Here is a 16,448-nt window from a genome sequence, read left to right as displayed (position 1 = left end):
GTCCCGCAGCCTTGCGGGACGCTGCTTTATTTCAGGGAAACGCTCTCCATGGGCCGCGCGCGGATGGCCGTGAGCCAGGCCAGGACGATCCGGCAATGAACCTCTCCCAATATCTCAAGCCAGCCGGAACGGTGATCTTCGTCGTCGCGCTCGGCGTCGGCTATTATCTGTTCGAGCACCGGCACCGCGCCGAGCCCAAGGAAACGCCGAGCGAGGCGCTGGTCATCGTGACCAAGTCGACCAATGCCTGCTTCTCCGACCTGGTCCGGGTGACCGGCTTCTTCGTGCCGCGCCGCGAAGCCGTGGTCGTCGCCGACCAGGAGGGATCCAGGGTCACCGACCTCTTCGTCACCGAAGGCACCCTCGTCACCGACAATCAGGAGCTGGCGCGCCTGACCGCACCGCCCCAGATTCCGGGCCAGCCGCCGCGGCCCGGCCCGCAAGGTCCGGTCTCGCTGAAGGCCTCTGCGCCGGGCCTCGTCACCGAGGTCCGCACCATCGTCGGCGCGCCGGCCTCGCCGCAGGCCGGCCCGATGTTCCGTATCGCCGTCAACAACGAGATCGAGCTGGACGCGCAGGTGCCTGCGGTGCACATGGCAAAGCTCAGCTCCGGCGCGACCGTGCGCATCAGCCGCGACGACGCGCCCGATTTGATCGGGCGGGTCAGGCTGGTCGCGCCCGAAATCGATCGCGCCACCCAGCTCGGCCGCGTGCGCATCAGCGTCACCAACAATCCCTCGCTGAAAGTCGGCGTGTTCGCCCGCGCCTCGATCGACGCCAAGCGAAGCTGCGGCGTCGCGGTTCCCAAGACCGCGATCGACCATCTCACCGTGCAGGTCGTCAAGAGCAACATTGTCGAGACGCGCAAGGTACGGGTCGGGCTGTCTTCGGACAGCGCGACGGAAATCCTGGAAGGCCTCAATGTCGGCGAGATCGTCGTCGCCGACGCCGGCTCTTCGCTGCATGACGGCGACCAGATCAAGACCATGTTCGCTGATGAACTCGATCGCACGCGGGTACGCTGATGGCTCTCAATATCTCGGCATGGTCGATCCGCAATCCGCTGCCGTCGGTCGTATTTTCCATCATCCTCCTGATCCTCGGCTGGGTGTCCTTCACCAAGCTCGCGGTGACGCGGCTACCCTCGGCCGACATTCCCGTGATCTCGGTCGCGGTATCGCAGTTCGGCGCGGCACCCGCCGAGCTCGAATCCCAGGTCACCAAGACGGTTGAAGACGCCGTCTCCGGTGTCGAAGGGGTCAGGCACATCACCTCGCAGATCACCGACGGCCTGTCGGTGACGACAATCCAGTTCGCGCTGGAAACCAACACCGACCGCGCGCTCAACGACGTCAAGGACGCGGTGACGCGCGTGCGCTCGAACCTGCCGCAGAACGTCACCGAGCCGCTGATCCAGCGCGTCGATGTCATCGGCCTGCCGATCGTCACCTACGCCGCGATCTCGCCCGGCAAGACGCCGGAGCAGCTCTCCTATTTCGTCGACGACGTGGTCAAGCGCGCGCTGCAAGGCGTGCGCGGCGTCGCCCAGGTCGAGCGCATCGGCGGTGTCGAGCGCGAGATCCTGGTCTCGCTCGATCCCGACCGCCTGCAGTCGATGGGGCTGACGGCCGTCAACGTCAGCCAGAGCCTGCGCGGCACCAATGTCGACGTCGCCGGCGGCCGCGCCGAGATCGGCAAGAACGACCAGGCGATCCGCACCCTCGCCGGCGCCAAGACACTGAGCGATCTCGCCGGCACCATGATTCCGCTGTTCGGCGGCGGCGAGGTCCGGCTCGACGATCTCGGCACCGTGACCGACACCATCGCAGACCGCCGCACCTTCGCCCGCTTCAACGGCGAGCCGATCGTCGCGCTCGGCATCAAGCGCTCCAAGGGTGCCAGCGACGTGAAGGTCGCCGAGGCCGTGCAGAAGCGCATCGACACGCTCAAGGCCACCTATCCCGACGTCGACCTGAAGGTGATCGACACCTCGGTCGAATATACCAATGGCAATTACCACGCGGCGATCTCGACCCTGTTCGAAGGCGCCATCCTCGCCGTCGTCATCGTGCTGTTGTTCCTGCGCGACCTGCGCGCCACCATCATCGCCGCGATCTCGCTGCCGTTGTCGATCTTCCCGGCATTCTGGGCGATGGACCTGCTCGGCTTCTCGCTCAACCTCGTCAGCTTCCTCGCCATCACGCTGTCGACGGGTATTCTGGTCGACGACGCCATCGTCGAGATCGAGAACATCGTCAGGCACATGAACATGGGCAAGTCGCCCTATCGTGCCGCCCTGGAAGCCGCCGACGAGATCGGCCTCGCGGTGATCGCGATCTCGCTGACGATCATCGCAATCTTCGCGCCCGCGAGCTTCATGTCGGGCATCGCCGGACAGTTCTTCAAGCAGTTCGGCATCACCGTCTCGGTACAGGTGTTCTTCTCGCTGCTCGCGGCGCGCTTCGTCACGCCGGTGCTCGCCGCCTACTTCCTCAAACATAGCAATCACCAAGAGCCGCCGCCCGGCCGCGTGCTGCGGTCCTATCACAGGCTCGTGGCCTGGTCGGTGAAGCACTATTTCATTACGGTGCTGGTCGGCTTCGGCGTCTTCGCCGCCTCGATCTGGAGCATTACGCTGCTGCCGCAGGGTTTCCTGCCGGCGCAGGACAGCTCGCGCTCGTTGGTTGCGCTCGAGCTGCCGCCGGGCACGCAGCTCGCCTACACCGAAAAAGTCACCGAAGACATCGTGGCGCGCCTGCGCAAGCGGCCCGAGGTGAAGAGCATCTTCGTCGACGGCGGCCGCGTTCCACCGGGGACCCAGGAAGTCCGGCGCGCCGCATTGATCATCAATTACACGCCCAAGGACAGCCGCGACATCACCCAGCGCGAGCTCGAATTCTCGATCAGCCAGGAGCTGGAGAACATTCCAGACATCCGCTTCTGGTTCCTCGACGAGAACGGCCTGCGCGCCATCTCGCTGGTCGTGACCGGCGCAGACGCCAACATCGTCAACAACGTCGCCAGCGAACTCGCGACGCAGATGAAGCGGATTCCCACCATCTCCAACGTGATCTCGGAAACCACGCTGGAGCGGCCCGAGCTGCGCGTCGAACCGCGCGCCGATCTCGCCGCACGGCTCGGCGTCTCAACCGAAAGCCTATCGCAGACCATCCGCGTCGCCACCATCGGCGACGTCGGCCCCGCGCTTGCCAAGTTCGACGTTGGCGACCGTCTGGTGCCGATCCGAGTGCAGCTCGAGGATGCCGCGCGCGGCAATCTGAAGACGCTCGAACAGTTGCGCGTGCCGCTCGGCGAGCACGGCGAGAAGGGCGGCGTGCCGCTGTCCGTCATCGCCGACGTCAAGCTCGACCAGGGTCCGACCAGCATCAACCGTTACGATCGCGAGCGACAGGCGACCGTCGCGGCCGATCTCGTCGGCTCCGCCGCGCTCGGCGACGCCACCAAGAAGATCTACGATCTGCCGGTCATGAAGAGCCGACCGAAGGGCGTGAAGGTCTCCCCCTCCGGCGACGCCGAAAGCCTGAACGAACTGTCCGAAGGCTTTGCCACCGCGATCACGGCGGGCCTGATGATGGTCTACGCCGTGCTGGTGCTGCTGTTCGGCACTTTCCTGCAGCCGATCACCATCCTGTTCTCGCTTCCGCTCTCGATCGGCGGCGCGATCGCGGCCCTGCTGATCACCGGCAAGCAGCTCACGACTCCAGTGTGGATCGGCATCCTGATGCTGATGGGCATCGTCACCAAGAACGCGATCATGCTGGTGGAATTCGCCATCGAATCCATTCACGCCGGCACACCGCGCGAAGAAGCCATGATCGACGCAGGCATGAAACGCGCTCGCCCGATCGTGATGACCACGATCGCGATGGCCGCGGGCATGATGCCCAGCGCGCTCGCGGTCGGCGCGGGCGGCGAGTTCCGCTCGCCGATGGCGCTCGCGGTGATCGGTGGCCTAATCTTCTCGACCATCCTGTCGCTGGTGTTCGTGCCCGCGATGTTCATGGTGATGGACGATCTCGGCGCCCTGATCTGGCGCTTCGCCAAGCGGCTGGTCGTGCACAGCGAAGATGCGGAGGGCGCAAGTCATCACGGAGCTGCGCCGGCCGAAGCGATGCCGCGGCCGAAGAATATCGTGCACCCTGCGGCGGAGTAGATGTGGCACCAGCGTCAAGCACACGAGGCAGTTCAGCGAGCGCCATCCGAGAACCCGACATAGCGGAGGATCGTCTTCGCTACCAGGCATTCAGACGTACCGGTCGTGCTGTGCCGATCAAGGTCGTTAAAGCGTGGGTCGCGAGTTGGGACTCTTCTGACGAACTCCTTCGCCCCGATTGTAGCGACCCAGCCTAACGGCCCCCCTACTCGTTGCGCGCGATCGCCGTCAGCTTGGTCATGTTCCGCAGCAGGATGCGGCCGCGCTGGAGATCGAGGATCGCTTCCTTGCGCCAGGCCTGAAGCTGGCGGTTGACGCTCTCGCGGGCGGCGCCGACGAAGACGCCGAGTTGCTCCTGCGAGATGTGCACCTCCGAGCCGAAATCGGCGGCGAGCGCGCAGAGGCGCCGCGCGAGGCGAACCGGCAGCGGCTGGAGCATGGACTCTTCCATGCGCTCGCTCTGCCAGCGGATGCGCTGGCAGAGCAGCGCGATGATCTTGATCCCGACTTTCGGCTCGCGTTCGAGGAAGGCGAGAAAGTCTTCGCGCCGCAGCACGAACAGCTCGCTGGCTTCGCCCGCGGTGGCGTCCGCAGTGCGGCTCTGGCCATCCAGCACCGCAACCTCGCCGAACAGGTCGCCGGGCCCCATGAAGTTCAGCGTCAGGCGGCTGCCGTCGGAGGCGCCGGTCTCGATACGGACCTGGCCTCGGCGCACGCCGAACAGCGCATCGCCTGGATCGCCCTTCTGGAACAGCACCTCGCCATTCCCCAGATGCTGGGTGTGGCAGAGATTCGCCAGCCGCTGGAGTTCGTCTGCGCCGAGATCGGCGAACATCGCATTCATCTTGAGGATGACCGCAAATTCGGCCTGCTTGCTCATTTCAATATCCTTGTGAATTTCGTTGGCAAATCGCTTGGAACCATCAACATCAAGATCGCGTAAAACCGCGCCCGGGAAGTGTGCCATAAGTCACATAACTTTGCAGCACCCCCAGACTATTTTTACGTGCTTGGAGCCGCTTCCCGTCCCGGGATAAACTCAGGAGCCAAGGACGGGTGCAAATGACGGTCATGTGCCGGATTCGACGCCGATCGTCCGCCGCTGGAAAGTCGATATGAGAGCCGTGAAATTCGCCGGCGCGGCGGTGGCCGCAATCGTCATCGTGATCGCACTCCTGCTGGTGGTCGGGATCCCCTCGGGCTTCCTGAGTTCGACGATTGCCTCGCGTGTCGAGAGCGCGACCGGCTATCGCCTGTCGGTCGACGGCACCACCAGAATCAGTTTGTGGCCGACGCTGAACGTGACGCTGAACGACCTCACGCTTGCCGACCCCAAGGACCGCAGCGGCATCACGCGCCTGTCCATCGACAGCGTGCAGGCCGACATGTCGCTCTCAAGCGTCTGGTCGGGCCGCCCGAAGATCAGCGAGCTCGTCGTCACCCATCCCGTGCTCTACCAGCCGCTGCTGCGTGAGCGCCTGCCGAATGCCGGCGGCACGTCGAAGCCGGTCGCGCTCGATCTCGACGGCGCCGCCATCGATCGCATCAAGGTCACCGATGGCGAGATCGCATTCGCGCGCGTGCGCGATCGCGTCGAGAGCCGCATCAGCGCCGTCAATGCCGATGCGATCGTCGGCCGCGACCGCAAGATCAACATCACCGGCACCGCACGGGTCGGCGAGCATCCGACCAAATTCGACATCAAGGCGACCACGCCAGCGCCGCCGGCCGACCGACCGACCATTCCGGTGGATTTCGCCATCGACATGCCGGACGTGCTGAAGTCCCGGCTCGCGGGCCATGCCGAGATGCGGCTGAGCGGCGATGTCGTGATGATCAACGGCCTGAATGGCACGCTCGGCGATGGCGCGTTCAATGGCTGGGCCTCGGTCGATATCGCGAGCAAGCCTTTGGTCAAGCTCGATCTCGACTTCCAGCGGCTCGCGATCCCGCTGGCGAAATCGCCGGAAGGCGCCTCCGGGCAGCCCTGGAGCGATGCGCCGATCGACGTCTCCGGGCTCAACTATGTCGATGCGCAGATCAGGATCTCCGCGCATGAGGCGGTGATCGGCGAGGCACGCCTCGCGCCGCTGGCGGTCGATGCAAAACTCGCCGGCGGCGTGCTGAAGGCCGGCACCGCCAATCTCGGCGCCTATGGCGGCCAGGTTACGGGCGAATTGATCCTGGATGCGACCAGCGGCGCGCCGAGCTTTGCCATGCATTCCGACCTCGCCGGCGTGCGCGCGCTGCCGCTGCTGCAGGGCCTCGCCGAATTCGACCGGATCGACGGCAAGCTGCAGGCCAAGCTCGCGCTGCGCAGCGCCGGCAGCAGCCAGCGCGCGCTGATGGCGAACATGCAGGGCACGGCCTTCGTCAATTTCCAGGACGGCGCCATTCGCGGCATCAACGTCGCACAGATGATCCGCTCGCTGACATCGGGCACGCTGTCCGGCTGGCAGGAAAACGGAGACAGCAGTCGGGAGCAGAGCACGGATTTGTCGCAGCTCTCGGCGTCGTTCCGGATCGACAAGGGCCAGGCGGTGACCACCGATCTCAACTTGACCGGACCGCTCGTCCGCGTGACCGGTGCCGGCACGATCGCACTCGACACCAAGATGATGGGCTTTCGCGTCGAGCCGAAACTGGTGATGACGACCGAAGGCCAGGGCCGCGCCGCCGAGCCGGTCGGCTTCGGCATTCCCGTGATGATCCAGGGCACCTGGTCGCAGCCGCGAATCTATCCCGACATGGCCGGCATGCTGGACAATCCGGACGCCGCCTATGCCAAGCTGCGCGAGATGGGCAGGGGGCTGTTCGGCGCTGATGGGGCCGGGCTCGGCAATATTTTGGGCAGCCTTGGTCTCGGGGGAGCCACCGCGCCGGGTGGCGGTAATGCCGCCGGCACTGCCAATCCGCAAAGCCAGCAGCCCGCCGGACAGAACAATTTGCTCGGCGGCCCCCTGGGGGAGGCGCTCGGCAATCTGATCCAGCAGGGACTTTCCGGTGGCGCGGGAAACGGCACCGGGACCGGGACTGCCACCGGCCGCAGCCGCAGCCTGCCTGCAGCGCCATCCGCACTGATGCCGCAAGCCTCGCCGGCGTCCCCCGCCCTGGAGGACCCGCCGGCGGCGCAGCAGGACAGCCAGCCGATGAACGACGTGCTGCGGCAGCTCTTTAATCGATGATTGCAGGACCAAAGCGCTGGACTCCAGCCCTCCTTTGCCAAGGCGATCCCCTTACATCGGCGTCCCCGGCCGCGGCTTCCTCCAAACGGATGAGACTGCGACAATTCACCATGCTTCCGCCTGCCAGCATCCAAGGGAGTAACCGAGGCCGGTAACCACGCCGGGTGCTCGGCCGTCCGTTGACCAGTCCCTTCACAGTCCCCTGGGACCAAATTGTGCTAGAAGGCTCGCAGGGTCCGTGCGGCCCGTAGCGCCGGCGCCGATGGCGGCGCGAGAGGATCGGGATGGCAGGAGCGAACGACAAGACACGGTTTCTGCGCGAGGGTCTGTTCGCCAAATACGTCGTCTCTCTCGTCGGCCTCGTCGTGTTCGTGCTCGCCGTCAACGGCGCGATGGAGAGCTGGATCTCCTACCGCGCCACCAAGACACAGCTGACCGACGGTCTCGAGGACAAGGCGCAGGCTGCCGCGCGGCGGATCGAGCAGTCGATCTCGGAGCTCGAGCGCCAGATCAGCTGGGTAACCCGGGCGAGCCAGGACACACTCGAGAAGCGCCGCGCCGACTACGCCCAACTGCTGCACCAGGTCTCGGTCGTCACTCAGCTGTTCCAGCTCAACGGCGACGGCCGCGAGGTGCTGCGCGTCTCGCGCCAGTCGACCACGACCGGCAGCAATGCCGACCTCTCCCGCGACATGCGCTTCACCGACACCGTCGCCCGCGGCGTCAGCTACGCGCCGGCCTGGTTCTCCGACCGGACGCCGTTCATGTCGATCTCGGTGGCGCATTCCGGTTTCAACGCCGGCGTCACCGTGGCCGAGCTCGACCTCAGCTTTCTCTCCGAGTACCTCACCGACGCCCAGGTCGGCAAAGCCGCCTTCGCCTATGTGGTTGATCCGCGCGGCCGCGTGCTGGCGACGTCCTCGAAAGGCCCCGAGATCGGTAAGGATTTGTCGAAGCTGCCGCAGGTTGCGGCCGCGGTCGCACCGGGCCACGAGCCCGACAATTCGGGCACCGACTTCAACGGCCATGCGGTGATGAGCGCCGCGAGCACCGTGCCGAAGCTCGGCTGGAGCGTGATGTTCGAGCAGCCGGCCACGCAGGCCTTGATGCCGATCCGCGACCAGCTGGTGCGCATTGCGCTTTTGATCGGCATGGGCCTGCTGGTCGCAATCCTTGCCGGCACGCTTCTGGCGCGCCGCATGATCATCCCGATCACGGCGCTACGCGACGGCGCGCACAAGCTCGGCGAGGGCGATTTCAGCCATCGCATCGAGGTGCACACCGCGGACGAGCTGGAAGATCTCGCCGGCCAGTTCAACCGCATGGCCGACCAGATCCAGGAGACCTATTCGGACTTGGAGACCAAGGTCGAGGAGCGCACCCGCGATCTCGCGCAGTCGATCAACGAGCTCAAGGTGCTGGAAGAGGTCGGCCGCGCGGTCGCAGCCTCGCTCGATCTCAACGCCGTGCTGCCGACAATCGCCGCGCGCGCGATCGAGATCACCCATGCCGACGCGGTGCTGATCTACGGCTATGACGCGCAGGCGCGCCGCTTCAATCTGGTCGAGGCCAACGGCATCGACAAATCCGCCGACGGCGCCCATGTCACGATCGACGAAGGCCAGGATATCCTGAGCGATGCGGCCGGGAGCGGCGAACCGATCGCGCTACCCGATCTCGACCAGGCCTCCGAGCAGCCGCTGCGCGACGTCGCGATCGAAGCCGGCTTCCATTCGGTGCTGGTGGTGCCGCTGGTCGACCAGCAGGGCACGCTCGGCTCGCTGGTGGTGCTGCGCCGCGCCAGCGGCGAGTTCGCCGCCAGCATCATCGGCCTGATGCGCACGTTCGCCAACCAGGCCGTGCTGGCGATGCGCAATGCGCGGCTGTTCACCGAGGTCGACCACAAGGGCCGCGAACTCGCGGCTGCGCACGAAACCGTGCAGCAGCAGGCCGCAAAGCTCCAGGAGCAGACCGAGCAGCTGCGCAACTGGAATCGCTCCCTGGAAGAGCGGGTCGAGAAGCAGTTGGGGGAGATCGGCCGCATCAAGCGGCTCGAACGTTTCCTCGCGCCGCAAGTCGCGCAACTGATCGCCTCGTCCGACGGCCACGATGCGCTGCTCGACAGCCATCGCCGCGAGGTCACCGTCGTGTTCTGCGATTTGCGCGGCTTCACCTCGTTCACCGAGGCGACCGAGCCGGAAGAGGCGATGAACGTGCTGCGCGAATATCACGCCGCGCTCGGCGAGCTGATCCACCGCTATGAAGGCACGCTCGACCGCTTTGCCGGCGACGGCGTGATGATCCTGTTCAATGCGCCGATTCAGTTCGCCGACCATACCAAGCGCGCCGTGAAGATGGCGGTCGAGATGCGCGACACGATCGGCAAGCTGACCGAGAAATGGAAGAACCGCGGCCACTCGCTCGGCTTCGGCGTCGGCGTCGCCATGGGCTACGCCACGCTCGGCCAGATCGGCTTCGAGCAGCGGCTCGAATATGCCGCGATCGGCAGCGTCACCAATCTCTCCTCCCGCCTCTGCGACGAAGCCAAGGCCGGCCAGGTCGTCGTCAGCCGCCGCGTCTACGGCATGGTCGAGCCCTGGGTCGAAGCCCGCGCGCTCGACGATCTCGTGCTCAAGGGCTTCAACCACCCCGTGCTCGCGATGGAGATTCTGTCGTGGCGCGAGGAGGTGGAGAACGTGTTGGATGCCGCCGCGGCAAGGCGAAGAGGGTAGCCCAAACAAAAAACTGCGAAAACAACCCCATGCACAGTAGCCGGGGCCTGCAAGATCAATGGGTTACGCGGGCACGGAATTGGCTAGAAGCGGTGCGGTTGATCACACCCCGCGCTTCGGCCCGATCGCCTCGAAGCCGGCCTTCTGCTCGTCGCTTAAGTCAGCTTCGAAATCGTCGAGCGCGTCACTGACCCCGTTCACCGCTTGCAGCATCGTCTGCAGCCGCGCCTTCACGGCCGTGAGGCGTGCCTGCGGTGTCGCTGCTGCCTGTGACGGACAGGCGCTGAGCGTTTCCATGGTGCGCAGCGTGGTGTCCTGGAGCACGTCGAGGCGGGCGCGGCCGGTGTCGTCGAGCTTGAGCGTGGAGGCGATCTCGGCCGCGGGCCATTGCTGCTGCACGAGCTGCTCGTATTGGCGCTGCAGCTTCTCGTCGTAGCGGGGATCGCTGTCCGCCTGGCAGGCCGACGCCGCCTCGGGATTCTTTTGCTGGATCGACGCGAGCGCGGCGCGGCGCTCCTTGGCCAGGCCATCGAGCTTGGCCTTCTGGTCGTCGTCGAGGAGGTCGAGGAATTTTGCGAGCGAAGGTGCGACGGCGTCCGTTGCCTTGATCATGGCCTCGATGCGCTCGCGCATCAGGCCGAGGCGCTCGATGGCCGTCGCGGGGACCTGCGTCGGACAGGCGGCGCGGATAGTGTCGCGCGCGGATGCCCACGCGGTGGCGAGTTCGTCGAGCGCTGTGCGCTGCAATTCATTCGGCTGCACGATAGCGGCGATACGATCGACCGGCAGGCCGCCGGTGTCGCTGGCATCGCAGACCGTCTCCGCGGTCGGGACTCGCCGTCCGCGCCGGCCGTGCGGCGTGGTGTAGGCGGCAAGCTCGGTGGCCGCATAGGGCGCGAAGATCGCGGCATAGATGTCGCCATAGCCATAGAGCGAGAGGCTGGTCGTATCGCCGAGGATGATCGCGGTGGTGAGATCGTCATGCGCGAACGGCCAGAACACCGGACCAACCCAGCCGTAGCTGCCGTCAGGGTGGCGCCACCAGCCCTGCGGACGGCGGCCGCCGCGCCAGCCCGACAGCGCAGCTTGCGCCGTCATTGCGGCACGGAGGACGTAAGGATTCGCAGGCTGGCCGCGCTCTGCGCCGCGAGGATCTTGCGACCTCAACGCTGCGGAGCGGTATCGGCTGCCCCGCACCGCCATGCGGGCATGGCGCAAGCGAGACATGCCGATCATGTGGCCGACGGCAAAGCGCGCAACACCGAGCGGGCCGCCGCGGAAGCCGAACTGCGCCTCGGCGCGATTTGGCAACAGCACCGCCAGAATCACGAGGGTTACGCCTGATAGCGCCAGCCCCAGCCTGGGTCGCAATTTTGGCCCCAAGCGTGATCTCGACATGACCACTGACCTGTCCACCTTGGCCCTCCTCCGGTGCCAAACGCACATTGCGTCGCATCACCATGACGCGCGAGGGAACCAAATGTTCCGGAAGCGCACAGGGCAAAGCGCCGCAACGCGCGGCAGCGCGATGCGGTGTCACTCCGCCTTTTGCGGCAGCACGAAGGTTTGGCCGGGATAGATCAGATTGGGATTGTGGATCTTGGCGCGGTTGGCGTTGTAGATCACGGCAAAGCGGGCGCCGTTGCCGTAAGCGAGCCGGCTGAGCGCCCACAGGCTGTCGCCGCGGGAGATCACCCGGCTGCCGCCTGTTTCCGCCGCTGCTCCGCTGACGGCGTCCGCCGGCGAGGCCGATGCAACGGTCGTGGCCGCGGGCGCCCGCGCCATGACCCCCGATCCGCCCTTCGGTTTCGGTGCGCCCATCAATCTCGGCCGGGCCGCGGGCCTGTCCGACACCGATGCCACGACATCCGACTTGTCGTCGGGCTTCTCGGCCTTCGCCTCTTGTTTCGCCTCTTGCCGCGCGACCGGTGCAGGGCGAGCGGGCGGCGGTGCGGCTTCGGCGATCACGACCGGCATGCTGCGGCCGGATTGGGTGACGGTGCCGTCAGGCGATTTCGCCCGCAAGGTCAGCTCGTAGGAACCGGCGGGAAGCTGCGGCGGCGTCATCACGAATTGGCCCGACGCATCCGCCACGACTGTGTCGATCGGCTTGCCGTCGCGCAGCAGCTCGACCTTGGCACCCGGCGTCGCCCGGCCCGCGATCACCGCCGCCTCGCCGTGATCGTCGACGCGTGCAACGTCGAAGCGGGGGCCGGTATCCGCAATCGCCGGCGGCGGCTTGACCGGTGCAAGATCGGCAAGCGCGGCCGTGACCTGCTTTTGCGTCTCGGCCAGCGCACCCGCCTTCGTTTCAGCGGGGGACGCGGCCGGCACCGGCGGCGCGCTTGCGGCCAGCTTGGGCTCTTCCGGCTTGAGTTCCGGCTTGAGTTCGACCTTCTGTTCGACCTTGGCCTCCGGCTTGGCGGCGACCACGGAATCGGTCTTGGCCCCGATCGGCAGCATGCGACGCAGCTCGGTGGGGCCGATCACCAGCACGGTGCCGCCCACCGCGAGCAGACAGAATGCAATGAAGGCCTTGGTCGCGGTCACCATCGGAAACGAACCTTGATCAGGAAGAACCTAGCAAATCAATCGAGCCGGCAAGGTGCGCCGTTTTGGCCACGGCAGCAAGACGGTCGATGGGATGATGCGCCGGCACGCCGGGATGAACCGGCGCACCCCCGCCGGCGTCAAATGATCGAGGCCGCATCGCGGCATTTTTCTTGAGGAATTTTTTCCGTGACCGCATTTTGCCGTCCCGCACAATGGCTGGTGGTTGCCCTCATCCTGGCCGCAACTCCGGCGCTCGCCGCTTCCGGCCCGCCGTCTGGCTTCGCTCTCACTGACGATGCCGATCTAGCCTTCACCTCGCCCGACAAAGCCACCAAGATCGAGCAGTACATGAAGGACAGCGGAGATTTCGACGTCAAATGGCAGGCCTGGGCGAGGCGTGGCGACCAGATGACGGAGCTGAAGCCCGAGCAGGGCTACGGCGCCGGCTTCCGCTTCACCCCCGACTCGCAATGGCTGGTGCGGATGCAGAAGACCGGCTCCGGCGAGCAGGACCTCTATCTCTACCATGTCGACAAAGGCGCCTTCGTCAGCGCGACGAAGACCTCGTTCAGCGACCTGGCCTGGGCCTATTTCCACAGCCGGCCGGACACGGGGAAGATGAAGCTCGACTACCACATCTCGGCCAATCTCGTGAAAGGCACCGAAGAGGCCTATCGCGGGCTTGGCGTGCACTGGCCGGACAACCGTTACCTCGTGATCTCGCTGTCGGGCGAAATGGACAAGCACCCGAAGAACGTCGCCGTGAAGGGATTGGCCGACTGGCGCTGCCGCTATGATCTCAAGACCGGGACCTTCGACGTGCCGGCGATGTTCGCCAAGACCAATGCGGAAGCGTTGCGATGGGAAATCCGACGCTGAGGGAACCATGGCCCCGCACCTTCAGACAAGCGATGGAACCAACCCTCTGATTCCATTCCGATTCATGTTTTCCTAACCCTCACTGGTAACGTGGTCTTGTCGGTTTTGCCGCATCTTGCATCCCACGGGAGGGCTGGATGGGCACATCGATCCGATGGAGCGCGCGCATGCGCGCGTTGCTGCGCCGTTGGCGCGGCGCGCCGCTGACATGGCTGATCGCAGGGGGCTTCGTGCTGATGGCCGCAATGGCGATCGGCACCGCGCTCACCGTCGACCGCTTCCGGCAGAATGCGATCGAAAGCGGCCGCGACAGCGTGGAGAGCGCGGTCCGGTTGCTCGCGCGCCATTTCGACCGCGAGTTCGAGGACTTCGCGGTGCTGCAGAAGAGCATCATCGCCGAGCTCGAAAGCCATGGTATCGACTCCGCCGACGTCTTCCGCAGCGAGATGGGCACGCTCGCTGTGCACGAGGCGCTGCGCGCCAAAGCCAGCGGCTGGTCGGACGTCGCCGGCGCCAACGTGTTCGACGCCAAGGGCGTGCTGATCAACTCGTCGCGGCGCTGGCCGGTCGCCGATGTTTCGGTTGCCGACCGCGGCTATTTCAATCGCCTCAAGAACGATCCGGCGTCGCAGGAAGAGATCGAGGTCGTGCCGGGACGGTTGGGCAGCGGACCGGCGATCGTGTTCGCGCGCCGCGTCTCCGGTCCCCACGGCGAATTCCTTGGGCTGGTCTCGCGCGCGATCACGCCCGACCAGCTCGAATCCTTCTTCGCCTCGAGCGGGCTCGGCGAGGATTCCTCGATCGCGATGCACCACCAGAACGGCCAGCTGCTGGCGCGCATTCCGCATGTGGAGGCGATGATCGGGCAGAATTTCCGCAACGGCACGCGCGAGCAGATGGCGGTGTTCGAGCGCACCTTCGTCACGACCCAGCTCGCAAGCCCGATCGACGGCAAGGATCGCATCGTCGCCGCACGCCTCCTGACCGGCGAGCCGCTGGTGGTGGTTGCGACCAAGTCGCTGGATGCGACGCTGGCAACATGGCACACGCAGACCAAATTCTTCGTGACCGTCGCCGTGCTGTCGATCGGCCTGCTCGTGCTGACGCTTTATTCCATCTTCCGCCAGATGACGCGCCGGCTCGCCGTGGAGAAGCAGCAGCTCGATACCGCGATGAACACGATGACGCAGGGCTTGCTGATGTTCGACCAGGACCAGCGGCTGATCGTCTGCAACCGCCGCTACATCGAGATGTACGGGCTGTCGGCCGAATTGGTGAAGCCCGGCGCGTATTTCCGCGACGTGATTCAGCATCGCCATGACACCGGCTCGTTCGACGGCGACGTCGATTCCTATTGCGACGGCATTCTGGGCAGCGTCGGCCAGACCCACAGCGCGATAGTCGAGACCTCCGATGGCCGCCTGATCGAGATCAAGAACCAGCCCGGCGCCGGCGGCGGCTGGCTCGCGACCCATGACGACGTCACCGAGCGCATCCGGGCCGACGAGCGCATCGCGCATATGGCGCATTACGACGCCCTCACCGACCTGCCCAACCGCGTGCTGATGCGCGGCCATCTGGAGCGGCGCGTCGCCGAGCTTGCCCAGGGCAAGCCGTTCGCGATCCTCTATATCGACGTCGACGAGTTCAAGGGCGTCAACGATTCGCTGGGCCACGAGGTCGGCGACGAGCTGCTGCGCCAGGTCGCGAACCGCCTGCGCGCCTGCGTCAGCGGCAGCGACATGGTCGCACGGCTGGGCGGCGACGAATTCGCCATCGTCAAGGCCGGCAGCCGCGACGAGGCCGAACTGACGGCGCTGGCCGAGCAGATCCTGAAGGCGCTGCGCGCCCCCGTGGACTGCAACGGCCAGGAAATCCCGACCGATGCCAGCATCGGCATCGCGATCGCCCCCGACCACGGCGACAATCTCGACGATCTGCTCAAGCGCGCCGATCTCGCGATGTATGCGGCGAAATCCGAGGGCCGCCGCACGTTCCGTATCTTCGCGCCCGAATACGACGCCAAGGCGCGGCTGCGCCGCCAGCTCGAGTTCGATCTGCGGCAGGCGCTGGCCCGCGGCGAGTTCGAGGTGCACTACCAGCCGCTGGTCGATCTCGCGGCCAATGTCGTCACCGGCTGCGAAGCGCTGCTGCGCTGGCACCATCCGGAACGCGGCATGGTCTCGCCCGCCGACTTCATCCCGGTTGCGGAAGAGACCGGATTGATCGGCGAGATCGGCGAATGGGTGCTGAGGCAGGCCTGCCTCGAGGCGGCCTCCTGGCCCGGCGACATCCACATCGCGGTCAACGTCTCACCGGTGCAGTTCCGCTCGCGGACGCTGGCGCTGAAGGTCGCAGCCGCACTCGCCGAGTCGGGTCTCGCGCCCGGACGGCTCGAGCTCGAGATCACCGAGACGGTCCTGATCCGCGACGACCAGGAGGCGCTGACGATCCTGCAGCAGCTGCGCGAGCTCGGCGTGCGCATCGCGCTCGACGATTTCGGCACTGGTTATTCGTCGCTGAGCTATTTGCATCGTTTCCCGTTCGACAAGATCAAGATCGACCGCAGCTTCATCAGCGACATCGGTCAGTCGGAAGATTCCTCGCCGATCGTGCAGGCGGTGGTGCACATGGCCGCCGCCCGTCACATGGCGACGACCGCGGAAGGCGTCGAGACCGAAGCGCAGCGCGCGGTGCTGCTCCAGCTCGGATGCAGCCAGATGCAGGGCTGGCTGTTCAGCCCGGCCGTGCCGGCCGCGAAACTGAAGCAGCTGTTGTCGGCGCAGGCGGCCGCGGCCTAGCGGCGCACTGCCGCACGCTTTGTCATCAACATCTCTGTCCACTCCCGCCCGCCGTGCGTTCGCGAAAGCGCCGGCCGGCTTGGAGCAGGATCGGACAAAACATGGCGGGTTCAGGAAATACGCC

9 protein-coding genes are annotated in these 16,448 nt (G+C 66.0%); 6 read left to right on the top strand and 3 right to left on the bottom strand.

The window, feature by feature from the left end; translation table 11 throughout:
• Positions 1–95: 95 nt before the first annotated feature.
• Positions 96–1,025 (top strand): RND family efflux transporter, encoded by a 930-nt coding sequence (locus AC0L3B_RS31985; RefSeq protein ID WP_018456595.1) that lies wholly within the window; start codon positions 96–98, stop codon positions 1,023–1,025.
• Entirely contained in the window at positions 1,025–4,174 is a 3,150-nt protein-coding gene (locus tag AC0L3B_RS31980) for an efflux RND transporter permease subunit (RefSeq protein ID WP_085348880.1), read from the top strand. Before AC0L3B_RS31985 ends, AC0L3B_RS31980 begins: the two co-directional genes overlap by 1 nt.
• Positions 4,175–4,379: 205 nt before the next feature.
• Here AC0L3B_RS31980 and AC0L3B_RS31975 read toward each other — a convergent pair whose 3' ends face one another.
• Positions 4,380–5,054: a Crp/Fnr family transcriptional regulator gene (locus AC0L3B_RS31975; RefSeq protein WP_018456597.1), complete on the bottom strand. Its 675-nt coding sequence runs from the start codon at positions 5,052–5,054 to the stop codon at positions 4,380–4,382.
• 235 nt (positions 5,055–5,289) lie between these two features.
• Between AC0L3B_RS31975 and AC0L3B_RS31970 the strand changes: the two genes are divergently transcribed.
• Both AC0L3B_RS31970 and AC0L3B_RS31965 read left to right on the top strand, forming a co-directional pair.
• The gene (locus tag AC0L3B_RS31970; protein WP_473381665.1) at positions 5,290–7,359 is read left to right on the top strand and encodes an AsmA family protein; all 2,070 of its coding nucleotides are present in this window, start codon (positions 5,290–5,292) and stop codon (positions 7,357–7,359) included.
• A 284-nt stretch (positions 7,360–7,643) separates the two neighbouring features.
• On the top strand, positions 7,644–10,091 hold the full coding sequence (locus AC0L3B_RS31965; protein WP_204512822.1) for an adenylate/guanylate cyclase domain-containing protein: 2,448 nt from the start codon (positions 7,644–7,646) through the stop codon (positions 10,089–10,091).
• Between the two features lie 102 nt (positions 10,092–10,193).
• Here the strand turns inward: AC0L3B_RS31965 and AC0L3B_RS31960 are convergent, their stop codons facing one another.
• Both AC0L3B_RS31960 and AC0L3B_RS31955 read right to left on the bottom strand, forming a co-directional pair.
• Positions 10,194–11,489, bottom strand: coding sequence for a Spy/CpxP family protein refolding chaperone (locus tag AC0L3B_RS31960; RefSeq protein ID WP_473381664.1), 1,296 nt, complete (start codon positions 11,487–11,489; stop codon positions 10,194–10,196).
• A gap of 138 nt (positions 11,490–11,627) precedes the next feature.
• Entirely contained in the window at positions 11,628–12,644 is a 1,017-nt protein-coding gene (locus AC0L3B_RS31955; protein ID WP_473381663.1) for a LysM peptidoglycan-binding domain-containing protein, read from the bottom strand.
• A 186-nt stretch (positions 12,645–12,830) separates the two neighbouring features.
• Here AC0L3B_RS31955 and AC0L3B_RS31950 point away from each other — a divergent pair, with 186 nt between their 5' ends.
• Together AC0L3B_RS31950 and AC0L3B_RS31945 are read left to right on the top strand one after the other, a co-directional pair.
• A complete protein-coding gene (locus AC0L3B_RS31950; RefSeq protein ID WP_473381662.1) occupies positions 12,831–13,523 on the top strand; it encodes a TolB-like translocation protein in 693 nt (230 codons plus the stop codon).
• Positions 13,524–13,660: 137 nt separating this feature from the next.
• Positions 13,661–16,324 (top strand): bifunctional diguanylate cyclase/phosphodiesterase, encoded by a 2,664-nt coding sequence (locus AC0L3B_RS31945; protein ID WP_204512827.1) that lies wholly within the window; start codon positions 13,661–13,663, stop codon positions 16,322–16,324.
• Positions 16,325–16,448 lie beyond the last annotated feature (124 nt).

The sequence above is a fragment of the Bradyrhizobium sp. Kon56 genome (genome assembly GCF_055807635.1).
This window is presented reverse-complemented; position numbering and strand designations above follow the sequence as displayed.

Excerpts from the sequence above, each read along its gene's own strand:
- AC0L3B_RS31985 (WP_018456595.1), top strand. The coding sequence starts at position 96 with ATGAACCTCTCCCAATATCTCAAGCCAGCCGGAACGGTGATCTTCGTC.
- AC0L3B_RS31980 (WP_085348880.1), top strand. The coding sequence starts at position 1,025 with ATGGCTCTCAATATCTCGGCATGGTCGATCCGCAATCCGCTGCCGTCG.
- AC0L3B_RS31975 (WP_018456597.1), bottom strand. The coding sequence starts at position 5,054 with ATGAGCAAGCAGGCCGAATTTGCGGTCATCCTCAAGATGAATGCGATG.
- AC0L3B_RS31970 (WP_473381665.1), top strand. The coding sequence starts at position 5,290 with ATGAGAGCCGTGAAATTCGCCGGCGCGGCGGTGGCCGCAATCGTCATC.
- AC0L3B_RS31965 (WP_204512822.1), top strand. The coding sequence starts at position 7,644 with ATGGCAGGAGCGAACGACAAGACACGGTTTCTGCGCGAGGGTCTGTTC.
- AC0L3B_RS31960 (WP_473381664.1), bottom strand. The coding sequence starts at position 11,489 with ATGTCGAGATCACGCTTGGGGCCAAAATTGCGACCCAGGCTGGGGCTG.
- AC0L3B_RS31955 (WP_473381663.1), bottom strand. The coding sequence starts at position 12,644 with ATGGTGACCGCGACCAAGGCCTTCATTGCATTCTGTCTGCTCGCGGTG.
- AC0L3B_RS31945 (WP_204512827.1), top strand. The coding sequence starts at position 13,661 with ATGGGCACATCGATCCGATGGAGCGCGCGCATGCGCGCGTTGCTGCGC.